Annotated in this window: 23 protein-coding genes and 1 pseudogene; 21 read left to right on the top strand and 3 right to left on the bottom strand. The window is 40.8% G+C overall.

What is annotated here, in order from left to right; translation table 11 throughout:
- The first annotated feature begins 195 nt into the window (after positions 1-195).
- Positions 196-1,335 carry a UDP-N-acetylglucosamine 2-epimerase (non-hydrolyzing) gene (wecB, locus tag NSQ36_RS16605; protein WP_050944364.1) on the top strand — a complete coding sequence of 380 codons (1,140 nt, stop codon included), beginning with the start codon at positions 196-198 and terminating at the stop codon, positions 1,333-1,335.
- An 83-nt stretch (positions 1,336-1,418) separates the two neighbouring features.
- On the opposite strand, the gene NSQ36_RS16600 is transcribed toward wecB, so the two are convergent.
- The gene (locus tag NSQ36_RS16600) at positions 1,419-2,339 is read right to left on the bottom strand and encodes a LytR family transcriptional regulator (protein ID WP_050944362.1); all 921 of its coding nucleotides are present in this window, start codon (positions 2,337-2,339) and stop codon (positions 1,419-1,421) included.
- A 182-nt stretch (positions 2,340-2,521) separates the two neighbouring features.
- Here NSQ36_RS16600 and NSQ36_RS16595 point away from each other — a divergent pair, with 182 nt between their 5' ends.
- From NSQ36_RS16595 to NSQ36_RS16530, 14 genes are all read left to right on the top strand, one after another.
- Entirely contained in the window at positions 2,522-2,845 is a 324-nt protein-coding gene (locus NSQ36_RS16595; protein WP_003212891.1) for a hypothetical protein, read from the top strand.
- 24 nt (positions 2,846-2,869) lie between these two features.
- Positions 2,870-4,978 carry a SpoIID/LytB domain-containing protein gene (locus NSQ36_RS16590; RefSeq protein ID WP_339206159.1) on the top strand — a complete coding sequence of 703 codons (2,109 nt, stop codon included), beginning with the start codon at positions 2,870-2,872 and terminating at the stop codon, positions 4,976-4,978.
- 23 nt (positions 4,979-5,001) lie between these two features.
- Positions 5,002-6,492 (top strand): N-acetylmuramoyl-L-alanine amidase, encoded by a 1,491-nt coding sequence (locus tag NSQ36_RS16585; RefSeq protein WP_044140362.1) that lies wholly within the window; start codon positions 5,002-5,004, stop codon positions 6,490-6,492.
- A 231-nt stretch (positions 6,493-6,723) separates the two neighbouring features.
- Positions 6,724-7,302, top strand: coding sequence for a hypothetical protein (locus tag NSQ36_RS16580; protein ID WP_170965966.1), 579 nt, complete (start codon positions 6,724-6,726; stop codon positions 7,300-7,302).
- A 198-nt stretch (positions 7,303-7,500) separates the two neighbouring features.
- Positions 7,501-8,160, top strand: a complete 660-nt coding sequence (locus tag NSQ36_RS16575; RefSeq protein WP_044140051.1) for an exopolysaccharide biosynthesis polyprenyl glycosylphosphotransferase — start codon at positions 7,501-7,503, stop codon at positions 8,158-8,160.
- A gap of 18 nt (positions 8,161-8,178) precedes the next feature.
- Entirely contained in the window at positions 8,179-9,630 is a 1,452-nt protein-coding gene (locus NSQ36_RS16570) for an MOP flippase family protein (RefSeq protein WP_137054330.1), read from the top strand.
- Entirely contained in the window at positions 9,627-10,811 is a 1,185-nt protein-coding gene (locus NSQ36_RS16565; protein ID WP_113387418.1) for a glycosyltransferase, read from the top strand. The genes NSQ36_RS16570 and NSQ36_RS16565 overlap by 4 nt, the downstream gene beginning before the upstream one ends.
- 79 nt (positions 10,812-10,890) lie before the next feature.
- Positions 10,891-12,228 (top strand): UDP-glucose/GDP-mannose dehydrogenase family protein, encoded by a 1,338-nt coding sequence (locus NSQ36_RS16560; protein WP_137054332.1) that lies wholly within the window; start codon positions 10,891-10,893, stop codon positions 12,226-12,228.
- Between the two features lie 15 nt (positions 12,229-12,243).
- A complete protein-coding gene (locus NSQ36_RS16555; RefSeq protein ID WP_339206156.1) occupies positions 12,244-13,173 on the top strand; it encodes an NAD-dependent epimerase/dehydratase family protein in 930 nt (309 codons plus the stop codon).
- A 39-nt stretch (positions 13,174-13,212) separates the two neighbouring features.
- Complete coding sequence (locus NSQ36_RS16550) at positions 13,213-14,670, top strand: O-antigen ligase family protein (RefSeq protein ID WP_212045590.1); 1,458 nt, start codon at positions 13,213-13,215, stop codon at positions 14,668-14,670.
- 72 nt (positions 14,671-14,742) lie between these two features.
- On the top strand, positions 14,743-15,420 hold the full coding sequence (locus tag NSQ36_RS16545; RefSeq protein WP_106030077.1) for a hypothetical protein: 678 nt from the start codon (positions 14,743-14,745) through the stop codon (positions 15,418-15,420).
- A 24-nt stretch (positions 15,421-15,444) separates the two neighbouring features.
- Complete coding sequence (locus tag NSQ36_RS16540) at positions 15,445-16,200, top strand: glycosyltransferase family 2 protein (protein WP_050944347.1); 756 nt, start codon at positions 15,445-15,447, stop codon at positions 16,198-16,200.
- Positions 16,201-16,225: 25 nt separating this feature from the next.
- Complete coding sequence (locus NSQ36_RS16535) at positions 16,226-17,416, top strand: glycosyltransferase (protein ID WP_226805380.1); 1,191 nt, start codon at positions 16,226-16,228, stop codon at positions 17,414-17,416.
- 134 nt (positions 17,417-17,550) lie between these two features.
- Positions 17,551-18,618, top strand: a complete 1,068-nt coding sequence (locus NSQ36_RS16530) for an MraY family glycosyltransferase (RefSeq protein WP_003212692.1) — start codon at positions 17,551-17,553, stop codon at positions 18,616-18,618.
- A 34-nt stretch (positions 18,619-18,652) separates the two neighbouring features.
- Here NSQ36_RS16530 and NSQ36_RS16525 read toward each other — a convergent pair whose 3' ends face one another.
- Together NSQ36_RS16525 and NSQ36_RS16520 are read right to left on the bottom strand one after the other, a co-directional pair.
- Positions 18,653-19,741, bottom strand: a complete 1,089-nt coding sequence (locus NSQ36_RS16525; protein ID WP_212045589.1) for an LCP family protein — start codon at positions 19,739-19,741, stop codon at positions 18,653-18,655.
- Positions 19,726-20,394 (bottom strand): YigZ family protein, encoded by a 669-nt coding sequence (locus tag NSQ36_RS16520; RefSeq protein WP_339206153.1) that lies wholly within the window; start codon positions 20,392-20,394, stop codon positions 19,726-19,728. Before NSQ36_RS16520 ends, NSQ36_RS16525 begins: the two co-directional genes overlap by 16 nt.
- Before the next feature lie 221 nt (positions 20,395-20,615).
- Between NSQ36_RS16520 and NSQ36_RS16515 the strand changes: the two genes are divergently transcribed.
- The 6 genes and pseudogenes from NSQ36_RS16515 to NSQ36_RS16490 form a co-directional block, all read left to right on the top strand.
- A complete protein-coding gene (locus NSQ36_RS16515) occupies positions 20,616-21,791 on the top strand; it encodes a sensor histidine kinase (RefSeq protein ID WP_003213166.1) in 1,176 nt (391 codons plus the stop codon).
- Between the two features lie 64 nt (positions 21,792-21,855).
- Entirely contained in the window at positions 21,856-22,545 is a 690-nt protein-coding gene (gene degU, locus NSQ36_RS16510) for a two-component system response regulator DegU (protein ID WP_008348273.1), read from the top strand.
- Between the two features lie 217 nt (positions 22,546-22,762).
- Positions 22,763-23,605 carry a DegV family protein gene (locus NSQ36_RS16505; protein WP_339206151.1) on the top strand — a complete coding sequence of 281 codons (843 nt, stop codon included), beginning with the start codon at positions 22,763-22,765 and terminating at the stop codon, positions 23,603-23,605.
- Positions 23,606-23,724: 119 nt separating this feature from the next.
- Positions 23,725-25,104 carry a DEAD/DEAH box helicase gene (locus NSQ36_RS16500; protein ID WP_339206148.1) on the top strand — a complete coding sequence of 460 codons (1,380 nt, stop codon included), beginning with the start codon at positions 23,725-23,727 and terminating at the stop codon, positions 25,102-25,104.
- Between the two features lie 66 nt (positions 25,105-25,170).
- Positions 25,171-25,464, top strand: coding sequence for a competence protein ComFB (locus tag NSQ36_RS16495; protein ID WP_050944343.1), 294 nt, complete (start codon positions 25,171-25,173; stop codon positions 25,462-25,464).
- Positions 25,461-25,628, top strand: a pseudogene (locus tag NSQ36_RS16490) (ComF family protein); the annotation flags it as partial. The gene NSQ36_RS16495 and the pseudogene NSQ36_RS16490, both read left to right, overlap by 4 nt.
- Between the last annotated feature and the right edge of the window lie 6 nt (positions 25,629-25,634).

The raw sequence follows: 25,634 nt of genomic DNA, 5'->3' as shown, positions 1-25,634 counted from the left end.
GTAACTTACAAATCATAGGAAAGACAAATGATTTCACTAAAATGAATTTTAGATAATTCATATTTTATATGTTAAATGTAAAGGAAAGAGAAATTTAACGTTAATTCAATGTAAATTTCTTTTTTTATACCATTAAATTTATCCTCCAAATTGTGTATAATTGAAAGTACTATACTAGGAAAGAGGATTAAACAAGTGAAAAAACTAAATGTAATGACTATTTTCGGTACTAGACCTGAAGCGATCAAAATGGCACCACTTGTCCTTGAATTAAATAAACATCCACTGATAAATTCGATTGTCACTGTGACAGCCCAGCACAGAGAAATGCTTGATCAAGTTCTTGAGGCTTTTTCAATTACGCCAGATCATGATTTAAACATCATGAAGCAGCGCCAGACATTATCTGAAATCACATCAAATGCACTGTTAAAGCTAGACCAATTATTCCAAGAAGAAAAACCTGATATTGTCCTTGTCCATGGGGATACTACAACAACCTTTGCAGGAAGCTTGGCAGCATTTTATCACCAAATTTCAGTTGGGCACGTCGAAGCAGGATTGAGAACACACAATAAGTATTCGCCGTTCCCAGAGGAATTGAACCGTCAAATGACAGGCACTATTGCCGATATTCATTTCTCTCCTACAGAGGAAGCGAAGCAGAATCTTTTAATTGAAAATAAAAAAGAAGAGACCATTTGTGTGACAGGGAATACAGCGATTGATGCCCTGCAAACTACAGTTACTGAGCATTATCAGCACCCTATTTTAGAGAAAATAGGCACGGATAAAATGATTTTGTTAACGGCCCACCGCAGAGAGAATCTCGGCCAGCCGATGAAAAATATGTTTAGAGCCATTAGACGTGTTGTAGAAGAGTTTGAAGATGTTCAGGTCGTTTATCCTGTTCATTTAAACCCTGCCGTACGTGATGCAGCTCAGACAGAATTTAGCGGTCTCGATCGTGTACACTTAATTGAACCGCTTGAAGTCGTTGATTTCCATAACTTTGCTGCCGCTTCGCACTTTATCTTAACGGATTCTGGCGGTGTACAAGAGGAGGCGCCTTCTCTAGGGAAGCCAGTTTTAGTGCTCCGTGATACAACAGAACGTCCAGAAGGCGTGAAAGCAGGCACACTTAAGCTTGCAGGTACGGATGAAGAGACCATTTACAAAATGGCTAAAGAGCTGCTAGTAGATCAGAAGGAGTATGACAGCATGTCGAAGGCGTCTAACCCTTATGGTGACGGACAAGCATCGAGACGAATTGTCGAGGAGCTCCTCCATCGATTTGGATTAAGTGAAGAAAAACCTGCCCCATTTAAATCATAAAAAAAGAAGACAAAGAGCTAAAATAAAAACCATTTTAGCCCTTTGTCAACAATCTGAGACTACATTCATGTAGTCTTCTTTTTTTACTGCTCCAAACTGTCCTTCAATTCCTTCTTCACTTTAGCCAAACTGCTATCATCAAGCTGATAATAATAGATATTATTGATGCGTGCTCCCGTTCCTTTCAGCTCGTGCTGCTTCACACGCTGTCTTGCGTCACGGTAGTCATTCATCATCGTCCACATATCATCAAATGACATATTAGTCTTCATATTGTTTTCCACGACTTTGAACATATCGCCGAACTTCGTAATAGATGAAATGTTTGCCCCTTTAGCAATGATGCCTTCAATGACTTGACGCTGCCTTTGCTGACGTCCGAAGTCACCCTTTGGATCTTGTTTTCTCATTCTTGTGTAGGCGAGGGCTTGATCGCCATTTAGATTAATTTCTCCTGTACCAAATGAATGACCATCATAGCTGAAAGCAAATGTGCTGTTCACTGTAATGCCGCCAAGTGTATCGACAATATCCTTAAAGCTTTCCATATTGACTTTCACGAAGTAATCAACAGGTACATCAAGCAATTCCTCTACAGTATCAGCTGCCATTTGTGTGCCGCCGAATGCATAGGAGTGGTTGATTTTATCCATTGTGCCTTTTCCGACAATTTTCGTATACGTATCACGCGGGATACTCACCATCTCAGTCGTTTTGGTTTTTGGGTTAACGGTCATGTATATTAATGTATCCGCACGGCCGCGGTCGTTTTTTCTTTCATCAACACCCATGACTAAAATAGAAATCGGGTCTTTCTTATTTAAATCGACATCTTTGTCACGCTTATCTGACTTCTTTAAATTCTCCTGAATGCCTGCCACGGTTGATGCTGCTGTATTCCAAAGATGATATGCATATCCGCCAGTTGCTAATACGAATAAGCCAATAATCGATAAAACAATCCAAAGAACCTTTTTCTTCTTTCGTTTTCTTTCAGCTCTCATAATGTCCCTCACCTTTTCTATGATTCTTCCATGATTATAGGTTTACGAATCTTGATAAACAAGTTATTTTTTTACTCTGAACCTAGATATAGACGTTGTAACAAAAAAAAGGTTTCAAAAAACCTTAAATTTACCTTAAAATATTAAGTTATAAGACGATACAAAGACATGAGGTGAAAAAAATGAAGAAAATCGTCGTTTTACCGTTCTTAATACTACTACTTGGTATCGTGCTCACAGCATGTGGAACGGCTGAGCAGTCCTCGGGAGAAAACAACACAAGCAGTTCAACTCCTCAGGTGCTGGAAGAAAAAGCTGAATTTATTGGAATGGCTGATGCACATACAGTCGAAGTGAAAAAAGTGAATACGACCTTAAGCTATGAATTTACGGATAATTTTAAAGATGTGTTAAATGAATTCAAACCAGGAGACAAAGTAGAAATCTCTTACTTTATCAATGACAGTGGTCAAAAGGAAATTCAAAAGATTGAAAAACAGAAGTAAAAAAGATGGGCGGGATGAACAAAATTGAAGAAAACAGGCTTTACACTTATTGTTCTCATGACAATGACTCTACTAATCGCACCCTTTCAGTCTGCCATGGCTAGCTCGACAATTTCAGTGAAATTGTCTAATTATATCGGAAATAAAAAAACGATGGATCTATCCACAGCTGGAGAATACAAGCTGTCAGGATCGAATGTGGCTGTCACGAAAAGATATGATGGCAAAAATCGATACGAAGTTGCCAATAGCATCGCATCTGCCGGCTGGAAGAATCCATCAACAGTTGTCATTGTGAGCCGTGATGCATTTGATCATGCCATTTCTGTATCACCGTTAGCTTACAAACTAGGCGCACCCATTTTGTATACGAATATTGAAAGACTGACAAAAACAACTGAAAACCAGCTGAAGAAAATGAAGCCGGATAACATCCTAATCGTTGGTAACACGAAAAGCATTTCAACAGCTGCTGAGAAATCTATTAAAAAGTATGGGAAAGTCAGACGTATTAGTGGAAAAGACAAGTTTGAAATCTCCCAAAAAATCGCTAAAGAAATGGGTAACTATAAGCAAGCTGTCGTTGTCGGTGGAAACTCATTTATGAATGGGATTGCGATTGCATCCTATGCATCGAGAAAGGGATATCCAATCCTGTTAACAAAAAAAGATTCCATTCCGTCTTACAAGCTGCCAAGCAAAGTCATCATCATTGGTAGTACGAAAAGTACGGGACAAAAAGTAGAGAATCAAATTAAAAAAACGTCACAGGTAACAAGAATCAGTGGTGCCAATCGCTATGAACTCTCTGTGAATATAATGAAGAAATTAAATATCAATGCAGATAAAGTTTATTTGGCAAAAGCCTCTAGCTATATTTATGCTATGCCGCTGTCTCAATTGGCTGCAAAGTCTAATAGTACTGTTGTGTATGTGAAACCGGATTCTGTCACAGCGTCACTAAAAAAACTGTTGAAAGAAAAGGGTACATATGCTTATCACCTTGCTGGTAGCACAAGTGCGATTAAAGATAGCTTGAAGAACTCATTAGCCAAACAAGTCTATCTGAAAAAAAATCAAAACTACCAATTGAATATTTCTAACGGAAAAATTTCATTAAAAGGCATAAAGACGTATAACACTGTAAGAGTTGTTCCTGAGAAATATTCAACGAAAAATATCCTTCAAATTGCAGGGAAGCCTTACCTAGGCAATGTCAACTTTGCAATTGAATCAGGTTATATCAGGCCGACTCTCGAAAATATTCCATTTGAAGACTATCTAAAAGGCGTGGTACCAAATGAAATGCCTGCAAGCTGGCATGTTGAAGCGCTAAAAGCGCAGGCAGTGGCCGCTAGAACGTATTCAGTGAAAAGTATTGGAAAAGTCGTACCTGATACAACTGCCTTCCAAGTATATGGAGGATATAACTGGTACACGAATTCGACAAAAGCTGTCGATGCCACAAAAGGGAAAGTACTGAAATACAACAATCAGCTCATTTCAGCCACCTATTATTCTAGTAATGGCGGATATACAGAGGCAAGTGAAGAAGTGTGGGCAAATGCACTGCCGTACTTAGTGGCCAAAAAGGATACAAAAGATCCGGTCAATGCATGGACATTAAAACTCTCTAAAAAACAGCTAGGCACAACATTGACTGCTAGTACAGCAGCATCTCAGTGGTCTAAGGCAAAAGAGACAAATGCAGCGGATCTTGCTGGTCTCAAATCATGGCTGCTCAAAAACAAAGAAACAGCTGCATCTGATATGAAGATTGCATCCATCTCAAGCCTGACGTTCTCAGGAAAAACAAAAGGACAACGTGCGAAGACGGTATCAATCAAGCTGACATATCATCTGAAAAATAAAACAGGCACGTATGCAGTAAACAAAAGTACAACGGCAAGTATGAAGATGACCGAGTTTAGATCCATCATGGGCGCAACAAAGGTGAAGAGCACATTTGCGTCAGTCAAAAACAATACAAATGACTTTACGATTTCAGGAAAAGGATATGGTCACGGCATTGGCATGAGCCAATACGGTGCCAAAGCTAGAGCAGAATCTGGAAACTCATATTCTTCCATACTTTCGTTCTACTATCCAGGTACAAAACTAACAAACTATTAAAGGGTTAAAGGAGGACATAGATGATGCGCTCAATCATGAAAACAGCCATCCTCAGCCTCATCGCCATTTTCGTTATTGTTCCAACAGCTTCAGCAGATAATTCAGTCTCACGAATTGATGGCGGAAGCAGATATGCTGTAGCAGCAAACGTAGCGAAAAAGGGATGGGGAACTGCAAGTACAGTCGTAATAGTAGGGAAAACTGCGTATGCAGATGCCACAGCAGGGATTCCACTTGCACACCAAAAAAATGGACCAGTTCTTTATACAAACAGTAAGAGTCTTTCAGGTGATACGAAAAAAGCCCTAAAGGCTTTAAAAACAAAGACAGTGATCGTTTTAGGCAGTACATCAAGTGTGTCAAATAACGTAATCAATGAAGTGAAGAAGATGGGCATCTCTACACAACGTATTTCAGGAAAAAATCGATATGAGCTATCTGCAAATATCGCGAAGAAAATGAAAAAGCCAGCAGGCGTCGTTGTCGTTGAAGGTTCCTTCTACGCTCATGGGATTGCAATTGCACCGGTAGCAGCACAAAAAGGTTTCCCGATTCTCTACACAGATAAAAAGGGACTTCGTTCTGAAATCGCATCTGTTGCAAAAGCAAGCAATGTCAAACAAACCATTGTAGTCGGCGGAGAAAATTACGTCACAAAAGCAGCTTATAATCAATTGAAATCTCCAACACGAATTAAAGGCTCCACTCGTTATGACGTTGCCGCTAATATTGTGAAAAAGTATAATATGAGCACGAACAATACCTATGTAGGAAGAGGGTTTGGCTACGCCACTTCATCTTCTGCTGCAGGGATCGCAGCGAAGCAAAACAAAGCATTGCTTCTAACGAATGAAAAAACATTACCAAAAGTAACAAGAGCAACCATTAGCAGTAAAAAAATCACCAAATTTACTGTCGTAGGCAGTGCAAATACGGTGACACCAACTGTCGTGAATCAATTGAAAAACCCTGTCGTCGGGAAAAAAGTATTCATTGACCCAGGTCATGGCGCACATGATTCAGGAGCTGTAGGCTACGGGTTATATGAAAAGAACTTGAATTTAGATGTAGCTAAGCGTTTAAATACGAAATTAAACAACGCGGGTGCACTTGTTACCATGTCAAGAACATCAGACACATTTGACAGTCTTCAAACACGAGTGAGCAAAGGTGCGTCAGCAAATGCAGATATCTTCATTAGTGTCCATGCAAACTCAAATGATAACAGCAGTGCAAACGGAACAGAAACGTATTATGACAAAACATATGCGTCTGCAAACAGCTTGAAGCTTGCGCAAAACATTCAGCCGAAAATGGTCAGTGCACTTGGTACAAGAGACCGTGGTGTGAAAACAGCTGGATTCTACGTGATTAAATATTCTAAAATGCCGAGTGTTCTTTTAGAAACTGGTTTTGTGTCAAGTCCAGTTGATTCAAACATCTTGAAATCGGCTACGTATAAAGATCGTTTAGCGTCAGGCATTTCAAGCGGTGTGTCAGGTTACTTTAGATAAGAAAATACAAACATGAGGGGTGCCTCAGATACTCCTCTTAGGCTGCTCGAGAACGTCTCTCGGCAGCCTTTTTTCAAAAGTCTATGAAGTGATCGGGTCGTCAATAATGTGTCAAGTTAAAAATACATTTCATTTCTAGTTATCTTTGTTATAATTGAAACATAAAAGGTGAATGGTTTACGCATGAATCTAAGCGACAGCCAATCGACAAATCATGAAGAGGTGACAATTTTGAAAAAATTAATCACAATGCCGTTTCTAGTATTGCTTCTAGGTGTACTACTCACAGCATGCGGCACAACAAATCAATCAAGCGACAACAATAAGGATGATAGCAAAAAGGAAACAACCGAAGCAGCTGATCAAAAGAAAGAAAATGCTTCAGAGAAAAAGGAAAAAACAGAAGATCAGTCATCAAATGAAAAAGCAGATGATCAAAGCAAAGAAACAGTTGCTCCAAAAGAAGAGCAATCTGGTCAATCTGATGAAGACGCAAAAGACAGCTCAAGTAAAGAAATCACAAAAGAAGAACCTACTAAGGAACAATCAAAAACTGATTCTAAAACAAAGAAAGAATCAACAACAAATAAGAAAAATGAAGTCACCAAGGAAGGCACATATGTCGGCTTGGCTGATGGACATACCATTGCTGTGAACATTGATGGCAAAGAAGTTGCTATTCAATTCGGAAATACGTTTTCTAAACAAGTGAACAGCTTAAAAGAAGAATCAAAAGTGAAAGTCACTTATACAAAAGATGCAAACGGAACCCTTCGATTAAAAACGATCGAATCCGTTAAAGCAAAATAAAAAAAGACCCAGAGACCCGCAGAATTGCGGGTCTTTTTTACGTTGAAAAGGGCATAACTTGATATAAGTGCACATTCTTAACACAGTTTTACAAGACTTAACAGCGCATTTACATTTGCTTAATGTTGCTCTGCTAAACTGACCTTCATAGAACATCTCTTTACACAACAACTACTTTGAATGGTGAGGTGCAGGTCAGTGAGTGCAGAGAAAGCGATGAATCTTTATAGAGAATATGAAGTGAGACGAAACCACTCTTTTGCCTTAACAGAACATATGGTTCGTTATTTATTTGCAAAACGTTTCATAGATTTAATGTTCTCGTTCATCGGATTGATGTTGAGTACGCCAATCATTTTGCTGTTTGCTCTTTTGATTAAGCTGGAAACACCGGGACCAGCCTTTTATATGCAGGAGAGGGTCGGGAAAGACGGTGTTTACTTTAAATTATGGAAGCTCAGATCGATGAGAACCGATGCTGAAAGCGGAGGAGCGAAATGGGCACAAAAAAACGACCCACGTATCACCAAAGTGGGAGCCTTCATTCGTAAAACAAGAATCGATGAACTCCCTCAATTCATCAACGTGTTAAAAGGAGAAATGAGTATCGTAGGTCCGCGTCCGGAAAGACCGATGTTTACCGCAGAATTTAATCGGACGATTCCAGGTTTTACGAAAAGATTAACGGTCAAGCCGGGACTGACAGGTCTTGCTCAAGTAAATGGAGGATATGAAATGAGTCCAAGTGAAAAATTAACACATGACTTACAGTATATTCAAAACTTGACATTTTCTCTCGACACGAAGATTATGGTAAAAACGTTAAAAGTCATCATGACGGGTGACGGAGCCAGATAAGTAAAGTAGGGAAGAGAAATGGCAAGTATGAAAAAACACATGCTGGGCGGGGCAAAATGGACAAGCTTGTCCGCATTTATCATTACGATCATCCAAATTGCACAGTTCGCCTTTTTAGGGAACGTGATGTCACTGAAAGAGTTTGGACTCGTTGGCATGATCACAACTGTCACAATATTTACGCAGATTTTACTTGATCTAGGGATCGGGGCAGCGATCATCCAAAAGGAACAAACAACAGAACGTCAATTATCCACATTATATTGGATCAACTTACTCACTGGCATTATCTTATTCTGTTTACTCATTCTAGTAAGCCCAATGATTGCCGCCTTTTATAACCGGCCAGAGCTGGAGGGGTTGCTCAAACTATTATCGATCATGTTTCTGATTGCACCCATTGGCCAGCAATACCAATACATGATGCAAAAGGACTTAGCCTTTAAAACATTAAGTGCCATTGAAGCCATTGCAACTATGATATCGCTGTTTGTTTTACTCGCTTTGGCCTTCTTCATCAATCCGATTGTAGCCTATGTCATTTCTCAAGTGCTTCTGCAATCTGGAAAAGGGCTTATGTATGCCGCAGCTTATTGGAAGAAGTGGCGCCCAGCACCTGTTTTTGCATTAGGAGAAGTGAAAGAATTTTTCTCATTCGGTGCATTCCAGCTCGCGTCCAGACTAGTCAATCGAGCAGGATCGAACATAGACATGATTTTAATCGGCCGGTTTCTAGGAGCAGAAGCGTTAGGTATTTATAGCTTGGCGTATCAAATCGTGACGATCCCCGTGCTGAAGATTAACCCAATCGTGACGAGAGTGGCTTTCCCGGTTTTCGCAAAAAGTCAGCGTGATCACTCCATGCTGCGAGAGGGCTTCCTCAGTATGACGAATATGCTCGCATTGATTAGCTTTCCGTTATTAATCGGTCTTGCTGCCGTATCAGATAGCTTTATAGAAGTAGTGTTTGGCGAGAAATGGCTCGTAGCTGTTCCGGTTCTTAATATATTATGCATTGTCGGACTTCTGCGTGTACTGATGAATCCAAACGGGTCAATACTTCTTGCCAAAGGGAGAGCGGACTTAGCCTTTTATTGGGATACGGGGATGCTTCTTGTGTATGGATGCGCCTTATATGTAGGTGTCAGCACAGGCAGTCTGCTCACAGTAGCTTGGGTTTACTCAGGTGTCAGCCTGCTCAACTTCATTGTCGGCAGATGGCTCATGGCGTATGTCATTCAGCTAGATATGAAGGTTTATTTAAAATCACTTGGCAAGCCTGCTGTTATGACGCTATTGATGGCCGCCTGTGCGGTAGCCCTGCATCAAGGCATGAAGCTGACGTCAGCCGACATTTTACTTCAATTAGGATTGACGATTTGTGTCAGCGCAGCATTGTATGGCTTGCTGCTCATCAAAATGTATCCGCAGGTGGCAGGCAAATTATTGAGAAGAGGTCGTTCGTCATGAAGGTGCTATGGCTGACAAGTGTATATCCTAGTGAAAAACATCCAAGTGAAGGTGTGTTCCATGAAACGCAAGTGCAGGAGCTGCTCAAACAAGGAATACAAGTGACCGTCATCTGTCCCAACCCGGTCAATCCACCGGTTTTGCGGATGCTGAAGGCGTCCTATCGGCAGAAAAAGGATCTGCCCGAACAGGAAGTGAGAAACGGAGTGACCGTATACAGGCCGCCCTATACAGCGCTTCCTGGACAGCTGAAATGGGCACAGCCGAGTAAACGAATAGCTTCTACTGTTCTCGGCGCCATGCAGCGTTACCAGCTGTCACCAGATTTTATCCATGCACACTTTGCGATGCCGTCTGGCGGAGCGGCGGCTGTGATTCAGAAAGAAACGCAAATTCCTTATCTTTTGACCTTACATGGCAGTGATGTGAACGTGTATCCGGGCTATAGCAAAGGGGCACATGCAGCCTTTGAAACGGCGGTGAAACAGGCATCTGCTGTTCTGACGGTGAGCGAGGAGCTTGCTAAAAAGACAAATGACATGACAAAGGTAGAAGCGAAATGCCTCCCGCTCGGTATTCCGCTCCAGTCATTTTCTAAAACGGAAGAAGATCAACAAGTCATCAGGAAAAAGTTAGGCTTACCCCTTCACGACAAGCTCGTTGTATTCGTCGGGCGATTAGTCAAAGAGAAGGGCTTACTTGAATTAGCTGATGCTGTCAGCGGCTTGGATGGTGTGAAAGCAGTTTTTGTTGGAAAAGGCCCCCTTGCAAAGGAGCTCACAGAACGGGCTGGAGCATCTATTCTACTCCCAGGGCAGGTGCCGAATGAGCAGGTGAAAGACTACTTAATCGCATCCGACCTGTTTGCACTTCCTTCTTATAGTGAAGGGATGCCTACCGTCGTCCTAGAGGCGCTCGCTTTAAAAGTACCTGTCATTGCGACACGAGTTGGCGGTCTCCCAACCTTATTTTCTAGCTATCAACACCTGCTCATTGAACCACGTTCGACAAGTCAGCTGAAAAAGGCCATTCACGCCTACCTTTATGAAAACAGATGGAATGAGCAAGTGAAAAGCGATCTTCATCAAATCGTTCATACAGAATATTCATCAGCAAATAATACGAAGCAGCTCATACAGCAATATGAAAAGGTGCTTCATCAATCAAGATCCATCGTTTAAACAAGATGAAATGTGCAAAGAATGATAGATAGATAAACAGCTTGGAACGGACAATATGCTTTTACTGAGAGGATGAAAAATGTTGAAGAAAATTGCTGTGATTGGAACAGGGTATGTCGGGTTAGTATCGGGTACTTGTTTTGCTGATATCGGAAATCGTGTCATCTGCTGTGACATCGATGAATCAAAAATCAACAGCTTAAAAAGTGGTGTCGTTCCCATTTATGAACCGGGTTTAAAGGAATTGATTGAAAAGAATACGGAAGAAGGAAGACTGTTTTTTACAACCAATATTCCTGCTGCTATCCGGGAATCAGAGATTATCTATATTGCTGTAGGGACTCCGATGACAGCACAGGGAGAAGCAGATTTAACATACGTGAAAGCTGTCGCTCAAACAATTGGTGAACATCTAAATGGCTATAAAATCATCGTCAATAAAAGCACAGTACCCGTTGGAACAGGCCGGCTCGTTCAAGCCATTGTCGAAAAAGCATCGCGCAGTAAATATCCTTTTGATGTCGTATCCAATCCAGAGTTTCTCAGAGAAGGATCTGCCATCCAAGACACGATGAATATGGAGCGGGCAGTAATCGGCTCGACAAGCACCCATGCGTCGACCATCATCAAAAGATTGCATGATCCATTTCAAACAGAGGTTGTGGAGACCAATTTAGAAAGTGCTGAAATGATTAAGTATGCTGCAAATGCCATGCTTGCCACAAAAATCTCATTCATCAATGACATTGCAAATATTTGCGAGCGGGTGGGCGCTGATGTTGAAAAAGTTAGCGAAGGCGTTGGATTAGACAGCCGTATCGGGCATAAATTTTTAAAAGCGGGCATTGGATTTGGTGGGTCTTGTTTCCCGAAAGACACGATGGCTCTTCTCAAAATTGCCGAAACAGCTGGCTACCGGTTCAAGCTGATCGAGTCCGTGATTGAAACGAACAATCACCAAAGAGCGCACCTTGTCAGCAAATTGATGAGTGTATTCGGTGATATTAGAGGAAAAACCATCTCTGTTTTAGGTCTCGCATTCAAACCGAATACGAATGATATGCGTTCTGCACCTGCATTAGACATTATCCCAATGCTGAGAGAGCTGGGTGCTTTTGTGAAGGCCTATGATCCGGTTGCTTATGTAGAAGCAGAACGAGAGCTTGGCCCGCAAGCTGTCTTCAGTAATGACCTGTATGAAACAGTAAAAGATACGGATGCTTGCCTCATCCTAACAGAATGGGATGACGTACAGAAGATGGATAAAGATCAAATCAAGCAGCTGCTTCGTTCACCGATTGTAATTGATGGAAGGAATTTGTTTGATCCAGCAGAAATGAAAGAGAGAGGATTTATTTACCAGTCTATCGGCCGCCCAGGCGTATGGGAAGCAGAATTGGTATCAAAGGCACAATAACAGGGGGGAGCTTGGATGAAGAAAGTATTGGTTACTGGGGGAAGCGGATTTATTGGATCACACACGGTAGAGGCTTTACTAGAAAAAGGCTACGAGCCCATTGTTCTTGATAACTTTTCAACTGGATCTCGGGAAAATATTGCCCACCTTTCCGTTCAATGCATTGAGGCAGATGTCACAAAAACAGAAACGGTCGATTTGATCAAACAAATAAGACCGGATTATATCATTCACCTTGCAGCACAGGTGAGTGTCGCCGTTTCCGTTCAGAATTTCGTTTATGACGAAGAGGTCAATATCAAAGGGTCCCTGCACGTCATGAAAGCAGCTGCTGAAACGGGGGTGGAGAAGGTGGTATTTGCCTCATCGGCAGCTGTCTATGGAGATCCAGTGTATCTGCCAGTGGATACCGCTCACCGTCTAAAGCCTGGTTCGCCTTATGGTTTAGCGAAACTCACAGTAGAGCGATACTTAGAAATGGCAAAATCATTGTATGATGTGGACTATTGTATTCTTCGGTATAGCAATGTTTATGGTCCGCGACAAGATGCACTTGGCGAAGGCGGGGTTGTCTCTATTTTCTCTGATAAGTTTGCAAAGGATGAGGCTCCTTTCATTTTCGGAGACGGAGAACAAACAAGAGATTTCATCTATGTAGGTGATCTAGCAGCGGCTAATGTTGCGGCTTTAACAGCTCAATCAAACGTTTGTTTAAATATCTCGTGTGGTGATTCAATCACTGTGAATGAGCTGTTTCAAACGATGAAGCGAGTAACGAGGTCGCATCTTGAACCAATTTACAAGCCGCAGCGTGCAGGAGATATTGTGCATAGTACATTGGCAAATGAGGAAACGAAACAAGTCTTAGCATGGGAGCCTGTTGTGAGTTTACAGGAAGGTTTGGCTCGTACCATTTCCTACTATGAACAGGAAGTCAAGGCTTAATCCCTCAAATCGGATGGGTTGCTTAGGAGGAAAATGGGTATGAGTGTGAAGCATACAGCATGGCAAATCATGATTGGATGTATATTGTTTGCAGCAGGGATCGGTCTTGTACAAATGGCAGCCGCGCAGCCCGTCGGGTTAAAGAAGATGGTGGCTGTTCCGGTTATACTTCTGATCCTGTCGGCTGCTCTCGTGTTGATGAAGCTGTACATGAATGGTGAGCAAATCTTCATGTCAGTCATCTATCTTTTGATTACATTGACCTTTCTCAACAACGCTTTCTTTTCTATTAGTGCAGGATTCTTTAGTCTTTTTCTCTACCGTATCATGCTCATCGCCGCCTTTGCTTTATTTATATGGCGGATGAGAGATCAGGGGACGTACATATCGCAGTGGCAGCAGATTCGTGTCAAAGGAATTCTTGGTTTTTTCGCTGTATGGTTTCTTTACGGTCTCATCTCACTGCTTTGGGCTCATTCGGTCACAGACGGCCTGAAATATATGTCCCTTCTTGCAATGGGGATGGGATTTGTCTTTCTAGTCGTCATGTATATTCAGCGAATGGATCAAGTGGTGACCTTTTATAGCATTTGGCTGGTCATGACTGTGTTTGTGATGGGGATTGGGTTCTATAATCATTTTACATTGAACCATTTACCGAATACCTCATTGTATCTAGGGCCAGCGTATAAACAGCACTATCCTACATCTGTCTTTTTTAATCAGAATGACTTTGCAACGTTTTTATCGATTAGTTTCTTCTTATATCTAGCATGCATGCGTCAAATGAAAAACGGTTACATCAAAGCGTTTGGATTATTAGGTGCAATCGCCGCGCTGTATCTCATTTTGTTAACCGAATCCCGCGCTAGTCTGCTTGGGATATTTGCAGGAGTGGCGATCTATGTGTGGCTGCTGCTGCCGCGTTTTCTCAAAAAGTGGTCAATCATTGCAGCAAGCGGACTTGTCGTCATCGGTATCGCTGTTTTTTCAGCTAAGATTTATTCGGTCTTTTATGACTTGTTTCTCGCTTCTCAGGTCGCGCATTCTTTTAGTGAACCACTCCCGTCTAACATCGCGAGAGCGAATTTAATCAAAAATGCTTGGCACTTCTTTACGAATTCATACGGATTCGGAGTTGGAGCGGGGAATGTGTCTTACTACTTAGCTCACTTTTCGATCTTTGACACAGACCAGGTCGTAGAAGTGCACAATTGGCTGCTGGAATTGATGACGAACTTCGGATTTGCAGTCATGCTGGGCTATATCTCTGTATACGCCTATCTCATGTTCACACTGTACAAACAATACCAATGGGCTGACACAAGATCTGCAAAAATGATCATTGAGGGGTTGTTTGCAGCCATGCTGAGTTTTCTCGTTTCAAGTATCAGTCCTAGCTCCGTCTCGAATTTATATTTCCATTGGGTATTTTTAGGACTGGTGATCGCAGCGGTGAATATGTTGAAAAACAAACAACGACTCAAGCTATGGTAAACCGTGTGTGATGCTGCGTTTGTATGGCTACACTAGTGAAAGAGCAAATACGTCAATGTTGGGAGAATGAACATGTCTGGTTTCATATCTAGGATAGGGAAGCGAATCAAAAAGTACATCGTATGGCTCATACTGCTGCCTGTCGTATTAGGTGCCTTTGGTTTCTTTTTTGCTAAAGGAACTACGCAGCAATCTAGTTACACAGCTGCTGTTACCCTCACTCTCGGTAAATATGATGATGGGGTGTATAACAACATGGCAGAAGTGACATCTCTATTAAAAAGCGATGCATTTCTAAATGAAGCACTCAGTGATGTGAAAGAAGAAGAAAGACAGGATGTGAAAACTCGTCTCATCCTTACTAATCAATCAGATACACAATTACAGCTGTCTTTCACGGATGCCGATAAGGATCGTGCTTTGGCTGTCGTGAAGCAGGTGTCGGATACATTTCTCAAGCAAGATAAAGCATTATTTACAAAAAGGCAGCAGGTGATTGAAAGTAGATTAGCTGCTCTTGAAGACGAATCGGTCAGCAATGATTCCAAAGTCGATAAAGAACGATTCTTATATGAATTGGAGTCAACAAAGCTTGGAATGAAGCAGGCAAAGATTGTCGATCCTGCACAAGTACTTGATGAAGGCAATAAAGGCATGTCAGCTAAAAAACGGGCACTTCTTGGGCTTGTCATTGGCTTTAGCATCTCGCTCATGTTTGTCGTCTTACCCGAAGTGTTCAAAGAATCTTAATAATGAACTGGAGATGAGTCTTAGGTGAACAATCAACCGTTAGTATCCATCATTACACCTGCGTATAATGCGGAACGTTATTTAACGGATACAGTTCATTCCGTCCTTGCCCAAACCTATTCCAATTGGGAGCTGATCATTGCAGATGATTGTTCTACAGATGGAACTAGAAAGCTATTAGGGGATTTAAGTCAAGCGGACGACAGAATCAACGTCATTTATTTAGAGGAAAATGGGGGAGCTGCCATTGCTAGAAACGCAGCCATCAAACAGGCAAAAGGACGCTTTATCGCTTTTTTAGACAGCGATGATATGTGGAAAGAGACGAAGCTTGAAAAACAGGTAGACTTCATGCTGACAAATGATTATGCCTTTACATTTACGGCATATGACATCATTGCAGAAAACGGAGAACCATTAGAAAAAACCGTCACTGCGCCAGCGAGATTAGACTATAATGAAGCCCTGAAAAACACCATTATCGGCTGTTTAACGGTCATGCTTGATCTTCAAAAGGTAGGACATGTGGAAATGCCGAACATTCGCACAAGGCAGGATTTAGCTACATGGCTGTCTATATTAAAAAGAGGATTTACAGCCTATGGTATGAGTGAACCGCTCAGTGAATATCGCATCGTTGGGAACTCCATCTCTAGTAACAAGTGGAAAGCAGCGAAAAAAACGTGGTTTGTCTACAGAGAAATTGAGCAGCTTCATTTTGTCAAAGCGTCTTGGTGTTTTATGCACTATGCGACAAATGCTGTGAAGAAGCGCTTATAAACAGAAGGGAAAAAAGGTGATAAAGGTGAAAGCAGACTCGATCATACATGTTGTCGTAGCGACGGGAGAATGGGGACAGGACGGACTGAGGTACAGACGGCATCGGCTGGCCGAATTTCTAGCATCTGATCCAGAAACAAAAGAGGTCATCTGGGTATGCCCGTCATCATCTCGTCATACAGCTCCCTTTCAGCCCATAACAGATCGAATGAAGCAATTGACCATTCCTGATGTGCTCAAGAGCAAATTATTTCGCTTTGGTCGATATCAAGACATGTTCTATATTCATAAATTATCCCCTCTCCTTGAACATTTGCGGCATGAGGAGAAGAAGGGGATCGCTGTTTGTTTATGGTATACGTTTCCGGGCTTTCCGCTCTTATCTTCTTTATTTGAATGGAAACATATTGTCTATGATTGCAGTGACCTGTGGGGAGAGCCGATAAGCGGCAACCATAACATCCTTTCTTATATGAGGCAGCGTGTCATTGTCAAAGCAGAAAATCGAATCATTAAATACGCACACAGCATTACATGCTCTTCTCAATATTTACACGATCAAATCAAAAAACGTCTTATGGGAGAACCGAAAGATGTGTTTACGGTGGAAAATGGCGTCGAATACGATGTGTTTGCGAAAAGCAATCTTCCGTGCAAAGAAGATGTGCTGGAAGGAAGAGAAGGGACTGTGCTTGGTTTTATCGGAGGAATCAAGCCAAAGCTCGATTTTGACATGATGGCTGAAGCTGCTCGCATGCGGCCTGATTGGACATTTTTATTTGTCGGTCCGGATGGAACGAATGGAGATCCATCTTTTCAGCATGCACTCAAACTGCCTAATGTGATTTGGACAGGTGCTGTTGCCCCAGAAGAAGTGCCTGCTTATATGAAGCTGATTGATGTAGGTATGATGCCATATAAACAATCCCCTTACAATCAAGCGGTGTTCCCTCTCAAGCTTTATGAATTTTTAGCCGCTGGAATACCGGTTGTCGGTTTAAATCTCCCATCAACGGAAAGGCTAAAAGAGAAGGATGTGTATGAATATTTAGAGGGCGATGATCCTGCGCTCTTCGTAGAAGCCTGCCTGAAAGTGATCAGCAAAAAAGACGACACGAGCTATAGACATCTAAGACAAAGCCGAGCGAAGAAAAAAGATTGGCACGCGCTGTTCACAAACATGGTGGAACTAACGAATATTAAAGAAAACGCATAATTCATTCGGGATTGTGCGTTTTTATTTGTTTCTTCCTCACAGGGGGAGCTTGTGATCATCCTCTATTCAATTGTATAATGGAAAGAGCGGCCAATATACAAAATACAGATTTCAATTTAGAAGGAGACTGACCTATGGATTACGAACGCGCCTTATTAGCGTTTTTTGTCTCTCTGGCTACAGTTTTAATTGTGACACCAATCGTCAAAAAGTTTGCAATTAAGATTGGTGCAGTGGACCAGCCGAATAAACGAAAAGTTCATGATAAAGTAATGCCTCGAATGGGTGGTTTGGCAATTTTTATTGGAGTAGCGGCTGGAGCATTAGCAGGTGGGCTGTTTCTACATAATAAAATTACAGCAATTTCAGTTGGTGCCGTACTCATCGTCATTTTAGGTATATTTGATGATAAATATAATTTAAGTGCAAGATTTAAATTTCTCGTACAAGTCCTAGTTGCTTGTTTGATTGTGAGCACGGGCTTAAAAATGGACTTCTTCTCTGTTCCTTTTTTAACAGATCGAATTGAGTTAGGCTGGATGGCATACCCCCTCACCGTGCTATGGATTGTGGGTATCACAAATGCCATTAATTTAATTGACGGCCTTGATGGACTAGCTGCCGGTATTTCTGTCATCGGTTTATCAACGATTGCAGTGATGGCATTTTCTGCTGATAAGATTCTCATTCTTTCTTTATCTCTTGTCGTCATTGGCAGTACGATCGGCTTTCTCTTTTACAACTTCCATCCGGCGAAGATTTTTATGGGAGATACCGGTTCGCTATTTTTAGGCTATATGATTTCGGTACTGTCACTTTTAGGGTTATACAAAAGTGTCACTTTGTTTAGTGTTGTTGTTCCTGTGATCATTCTAGGTGTTCCTATATTTGATACGACCTTTGCAATCATTAGACGCATATTAAACAAACAGCCCATTTCATCACCGGACAAATCTCATATTCATCATAGACTAATGGCCTTTGGCTTGTCCCATCGCATGGCTGTCATCGTGATTTACATGATTGGCTTAGTCTTTAGCTTAAGTGCGATTTTGCTGACAAGCGCGACCATTTGGTTATCGCTGATCATTATCTTTTTACTGGTGATGTTTATGCAAGTGATTGCGGAAGTCACGGGTTTGGTCAACGAAGAGTTCAAACCATTTACGAAATTCTATAAACGAATGGTGAAAAGACAATAAAAAACAGCCCGTTCCTAGGAACTGGGCTGTTTTATTATTGTCCTGATGTGCTGGAAGGATTAGTTGTATCACTTGATCCTGTTTCACCAGAGGATGGATTGGTTTGTGAATCTGTTTCAGTCGAAGATTCAGTAGGAAGCTTTAAATGCGTCCGTAATGCATTTTGTACGTTAGCTAGATTGGTTTGATCTGGCTCAAAGTAATACGTTCGATTTGGTCCTAAATAAAGATCCGACCCTTTAATAGAAAGTGTTTCTGTGTCGTCTCCCTTAAACCCGCTGTAGATTTGCTGAAGCGCTAGACCTTCTGTGATACGGAAGTTGGTCGTAATATGATCACTGACTTCTTTAGCGATATTATCCACGTTCGCGATGTTATTTGCCTTCGACATTTGATCAATCATTGCACGTAAAATTTGTTTCTGACGATCATTACGTCCGAAATCACCGCGTGGATCTTGTTTTCTCATCCGCGCGTAAGCAAGTGCTTCTTCCCCGTTTAAATGCATATTGCCTTTTTTGAAATAAATCTTTTTCGATTTTTTCACATCACTTTTTTCATTGAAGTCAAATGGAACATCGATATCAATTCCACCGACTTCATCAATGACATCCTTGAATCCGTCAAAATCAACGGTCGCATATTTATCAATCGGAATATTCAAGAATTGTTCGACAGTTTCAATCGTTTCGTCTTTACCGCCTTTAGCATATGCTGCATTGATCTTTTCTTTACTTCCTGTCGTGTCACTTGCAAGCTGTACGCGTGTGTCACGGGGGATACTAACCATTTTCATCGTTTTGTCTTGAGGGTTAATTGTTGCGACAATAAGTGAATCTGAACGGCCATGATCACCATCTGTGGCATAATCCTCAATTCCGACAAAAAGTACAGAGAAGGGTTTCTTTTTAATATCAATGACCGCATCACGAAGCTTCGATTTCTCTCCGCGGTTTAGTTCGTCATATGTTTTGTCAGCGGCTTGAAGTGTATTGACTATTTTATAGACTGCAAATCCGCCCATGCAGATGATAAGAAGCAAAAATAAAACCAGGATACGTTTGAAAATTTTCTTCTTCTTACTCTTTTTCTTTCGTACACGCACTTTTACTCGTTGTGCCATTCATCTGTCTCCTTTATCGGACCAATGTCCTTTTCTAAATAAATCAGTTCGCCTTCTTTTGTAACACTCTTTCCAATTGTCAGCTCAGTCATCCATTCAATGAACTGCTCTGTTTGTGTTTCTTCTACATACGTCTCAAAAATAACATCTTCTGCATAATGAATTTCTTTTAGCTGAAAAGATGAGGCTCTAAGCTCATTCTCTACCTTTCCAAGCCATGTATAATCTATTGTTGTGTGCATCGTACGCATTAAACAGCGCTCTACCATCCCAACATGGTTGATGGCTTCTGATACAGATTTTCCGTAGGCACGAATCAATCCACCGGCGCCTAGCTTAATACCGCCGAAATAACGAGTGACTACTACGACTGTATCTTTCAGCTTCCGTTTTTTTAACACTTCAAGCATTGGCACACCTGCTGTACCACTTGGTTCACCATCATCATTCGCTTTTTGAATCAGGTCATGTTCTCCAATGAGATAGGCAGAACAATTATGTGTGGCATTCCAATGTTGTTTTTTAATGGATTGTATAAATGCTTGTGCTTCTTCTTCTGAGACAGCACGCTGTATATGACAAATAAAACGTGATTTTTCAATGACGATCTCATGCTCGCCACGACTTTTTACTGTAAGATAGCGATGCAGCAAAAGACATACCCTCCTGAAAAGCAAATTGTAAGACTAGAGAAAATTTGCATTGATTTTAGAATTTTACAGCGTATTTTGTTATGATGATAGGGGTAGAAAAAGGGTCGTCATAAAAACTTCATGATTTATACGCATTCTTTCATTATAATTCGACATAAAATGCAGATCAATGACATTTATAATAAAAAAAGATGACATCACTGTTACGGGAGGGAAAAGCCATGACAACACCTAAAATGGATCCGAAATTATTGGATTCAATCATCATGAAAATGCTTAGTACAGTTGATGGCAGCAAGGACGAAGTATTTAGGATAGGCGAACAGTCCCGTCAACAATATGAAAGCCTTGTAGAAGAGCTGAAGCAAATCAAGCAGCAAGTAAACGAAGTAATTGATTTTGGGGATAAACTAGAAGTCCATACGAGACATGCTAGAAATCGCTTATCTGAGGTCAGCAGAAACTTCAACAAATTTAGCGAAGAAGAAATACGGGAGGCCTACGAAAAAGCACATAATCTGCAAGTGGAACTCACTATGATCCAGCAGCGCGAAAAGCAGCTGAGAGAAAGAAGAGACGATCTGGAAAGACGATTGTTAAGCCTACAAGACGTCATTGAACGCTCTGAAACGCTTGTGAGTCAGATCACAGTTGTTCTCAACTATCTCAATCAGGACTTACGTCAAGTTGGCGTGTTACTTGAAGATGCTCAAGCAAAACAAGATTTTGGACTTAGAATTATTGAAGCCCAAGAAGAAGAACGCAAAAGGGTATCCCGTGAAATTCACGACGGTCCGGCCCAAATGCTGGCAAACGTAATGATGCGTTCCGAATTAATTGAACGTATTTTCAGAGACCGTGGGACAGAAGAAGGCTTTAAAGAAATTAGAAGTCTCAGACAGAATGTGCGAAATGCTCTGTACGAAGTGAGAAGAATCATTTATGATTTAAGACCAATGGCTTTAGATGATTTGGGTCTCATTCCGACGCTAAGAAAATATTTAAACACAATCGAAGAGTATGATGGAAAAACCAAGATCACGTTCCAATGCCTAGGGGATACAGAAAGCGAAAGAATTGCTTCTCAATTTGAAGTGGCACTGTTTAGACTAGCCCAAGAAGCTGTCACAAATTCACTAAAGCATTCCGAAGCTGAAGAAATCTCTGTAAAAGTAGAAGTGACGAAAGACTTTGTTACGTTAATTATCAAAGACGATGGAAAAGGCTTTGATATGAAAGATGTGAAAACAAACAAAAACAAATCCTTCGGTTTACTTGGCATGAAAGAACGCGTAGACTTACTTGAAGGTAAAATGACCATAGACTCAAAAATAGGTCTAGGGACATTCATCATGATTCGCGTGCCATTAACATTGCAAAATAAAATTGTAAAATAGAGACAAAAGACATATTGACCATAAAGTTCAGGTGTAGAACAATAAACATGGGGAGGCGTAGCTTGTGACTAAAGTAAATATTGTAATTATTGATGATCACCAATTATTCCGTGAAGGTGTCAAACGGATTTTAGATTTTGAACCTACTTTTGAAGTAGTTGCAGAAGGAGACGACGGAGACGAAGCTGCACGTATCGTAGAACACTATCATCCGGATGTTGTCATTATGGACATTAATATGCCGAATGTAAATGGTGTAGAGGCTACAAAGCAGCTAGTTGAGCTTTATCCCGAATCAAAAGTCATTATTCTATCTATTCATGACGATGAAAACTATGTGACACATGCATTGAAAACAGGAGCAAGAGGCTACCTGTTAAAAGAAATGGATGCAGACACGCTCATTGAAGCAGTGAAAGTCGTAGCTGACGGAGGATCTTATTTACATCCGAAAGTTACTCATAACTTAGTAAATGAATTCCGACGCCTAGCGACTAGTGGCGTTTCAGCACATCCACAGCATGAAGTATATCCTGAAATTCGCAGACCACTTCATATCTTAACGAGACGTGAGTGCGAAGTACTTCAAATGTTAGCTGACGGAAAGAGCAATAGAGGAATTGGTGAGTCGCTCTTTATTAGTGAGAAAACAGTCAAAAACCACGTGAGTAACATTTTGCAAAAAATGAATGTAAACGACCGTACACAAGCTGTTGTTGTAGCAATTAAGAACGGCTGGGTAGAAATGAGATAATATTCCGGACAAGTACTCCTTTTTCGCCTGTTTTTGATTCTCTCACATGTTAATTTGAGAGAAATGATAGGTAGATAAGGAGTCTTTTTCGGATATAACGGGCTTGCCTATTGATTAGGCAGGCTTTTTTGATTACTATTATAAATCTAATGAATAACAATGATCATTCTTTGAAAATAAAAAAGAGCAACTTAACGGATAAGGAAGGTATTTAAGAATGAAAATAGCCGTTGTAACAGACAGTACTGCTTATATACCACAAGAGCTGCGTGATAAACATCATATTCATATGATCCCTCTTAATGTCATCTTTGGCAATGAATCATACCGTGAAGAAATAGAAATGGATTGGAAGACATATTATGAAGAAGTCAAAAAGCATAAAGACCTTCCAACCACCTCTCAGCCTGCTTTCGGTGAACTAATAGAATTATATGAAAAACTAAGTGAAACATATGATGCCGTGATTAGTATTCACCTTTCTAGCGGAATTAGTGGAACATATAATAGTGTAGCCTCAGCAAATGACCTAGTTGACGGAATTAACATTTATCCGTTTGATACAGAAACTAGCTGTATGGCGCAAGGTTTTTATGTGATAGAAGCTGCTGAGAAAATCCAAGCTGGTGCTTCTCCAGAAGAAGTGTTAGCCCATCTCAATTACCTGAAAGAGAATCAGAGAGCTTATTTTATGGTAGACGATTTAACTCATTTACAAAGAGGCGGCAGATTAAATGGTGCTCAGGCTTTTATTGGGAGCCTCTTAAAGGTAAAGCCTATACTGCATTTTGACAACAAGCTAATTGTCCCTTTTGAGAAGATTCGTACACGGAAAAAAGCCATTTCACGTATGTTTGAACTATTTGATGAAGATGCATCACGTGGTGTCCCGATGAGAGCAACAGTGATACATGGTAATAGAGAAGAAGAAGTAGACGATTTGATTGCGCACTTATCAGAAAAATATCCTCATGTTGAATTTTATAAAAGCTATTTTGGTGCCGTAATCGGCACTCATCTAGGCGAAGGCTCTTTAGCTCTTGGCTGGCTGATTAGATAAATCCTAAAAACCTCTTTTCTCTTAGAAAAGGGGTTTTGTTTTTCTTTTTTAGCTGTTGGACGAAAGGTCATGTCTTTGCGCATAATAGGCAAACATCAGTTGAAAGGTGTTTGTTGAAATTGAACATGGACAAAGCAATGGAACTAGGGCAACACCTGCAGTCACGCCACCTGCTTACTGCTGAAACAAGATGCTCACAGTCTGATTTGGATTGGCTGGAGGAGAAAGGGTTAGTTATCCGAACACCTGCTATTGAGAGGAAAGCAAATGGTCTTATTTGCTGCAGATGTGGTGTATCAAAAAATCGGTACTTTGCCCACTCTTCGTGTGACAAGTGTCAAAAAGATTGTGTGTATTGTAGATCATGCATCATGATGGGGAAAACAACGGAATGTGGCTTTCTTTATGAATGGACGGGTCCACAAATGGAAGAAGCATGTCACTCGGAATTAACATGGCAGGGAAACCTGTCGAAAGGACAAAAAAGAGCGTCAGAGAAATTGATCGAAGCGATAAAAAACAAATCTGATCTACTCATCTGGGCAGTTTGCGGGGCAGGGAAAACAGAGGTGCTTTTTCACGGAATAGAATATGCCTTACATCAAGGAATGAGTGTCTGCATTGCGACACCTAGAACTGATGTTGTCCTTGAACTAGAGCCGCGGCTTAAAAAAGCTTTTCAAGGAATGAAAATAGCTGTTCTTTATGGAGGAAGTCCTCAAAGGTTCCAAATAGCACCGTTAGTAATCGCTACAACTCACCAGTTGATGAGATATAAACACGCATTTGATGTGCTCATTATAGATGAAGTCGACGCCTTCCCTTATTCAATCGATGGACGTCTCCAATTTGCTGTTTTAAAGGCAATGAGAAAGAAAGGGGTTAGGGTTTATTTAAGTGCGACGCCGTCTAAGAAAATGATAAGAGATGTATCTCGTGGACAACTAGAAGCCATAAAAATTCCTCTGCGCTTTCACCAACAACCTTTACCGGTCCCATCCTTTCAATGGATTGGACATTGGAAGAAGAAATTAAAAAAGAATCAGCTCCCACCTAAAGTAATGAATTGGATGCAGAAACATATTACAAAAAAGAGAAGGGTTTTACTTTTTGTTCCTTCTATTTCTACTATGAAGAAGGTAACGAAGGTTCTTAGAAAGCACCACTTAAATGTAGAAGGGGTGTCTGCTGATGATCCAGATAGGAAACAAAAGGTCCAGCAATTCAGAGATTACAAATACGATGTACTAGTTACAACCACAATTCTAGAAAGAGGTGTAACCATTTCAAATGTACAAGTGGGGGTACTAGGTGCAGAATCTACTATCTTTACAGAAAGTGCACTTGTTCAGATTTCTGGTAGAGCAGGTAGACATCCCGATTTTTTTAAAGGAGATGTTTTCTTTTTTCATTTTGGTTTAACGAGAAGTATGAAACAAGCAAAGAAGCATATTGTAAAAATGAATGATACAGCTGAAAAAGAGTTCTCCGAAAAATAATGTAGGTTCAACTAAATTTCATGGTACATTTATATTCACAATACACAAATGGCAGGAGAGACAAATATGCTACTCAATGCAAAAGAAACACTACTCAAGGAAATCCTCTATCAATATCTCAACCAATTAAACATGATTTGTCACTGTGAAAAGTGTATAGAAGATGTATTAGCGATTTCACTAAATCAAGTGAAGCCTCAGTATATAACAGATATCAATAAAATATCTTACAGTAAATCTGAGATGGTGGACAAACAGAAGAATACGGCCATGCTGGTCATTCTGACAGAAGCCGCTTCAAAGGTCTCCACATTTCCAAGATGCGAAAATCGTCTGCCGATAAATAAGGATAACAATTGATCTGCCTCATTTGTGAGGGACATTTTGTCGCTTCTTTTACATGGAAATCATTACTTCTATTAAATGATGATCGTCTATGTATAGCATGTAAGCATCACCTAGAAAAAATTCAACGCCCGATTTGTCCAGCCTGCGGGAGAGCACAGTCGAACGATCAATTATGTCAAGAC

This window comes from Bacillus sp. FSL W8-1143 (assembly GCF_037965155.1).
In the GTDB taxonomy this organism is placed as follows: domain Bacteria; phylum Bacillota; class Bacilli; order Bacillales; family Bacillaceae; genus Bacillus; species Bacillus pumilus.
The sequence above is the reverse complement of the archived record's forward strand: the minus strand, read 5'-3'. Positions and strand labels throughout refer to the sequence as shown.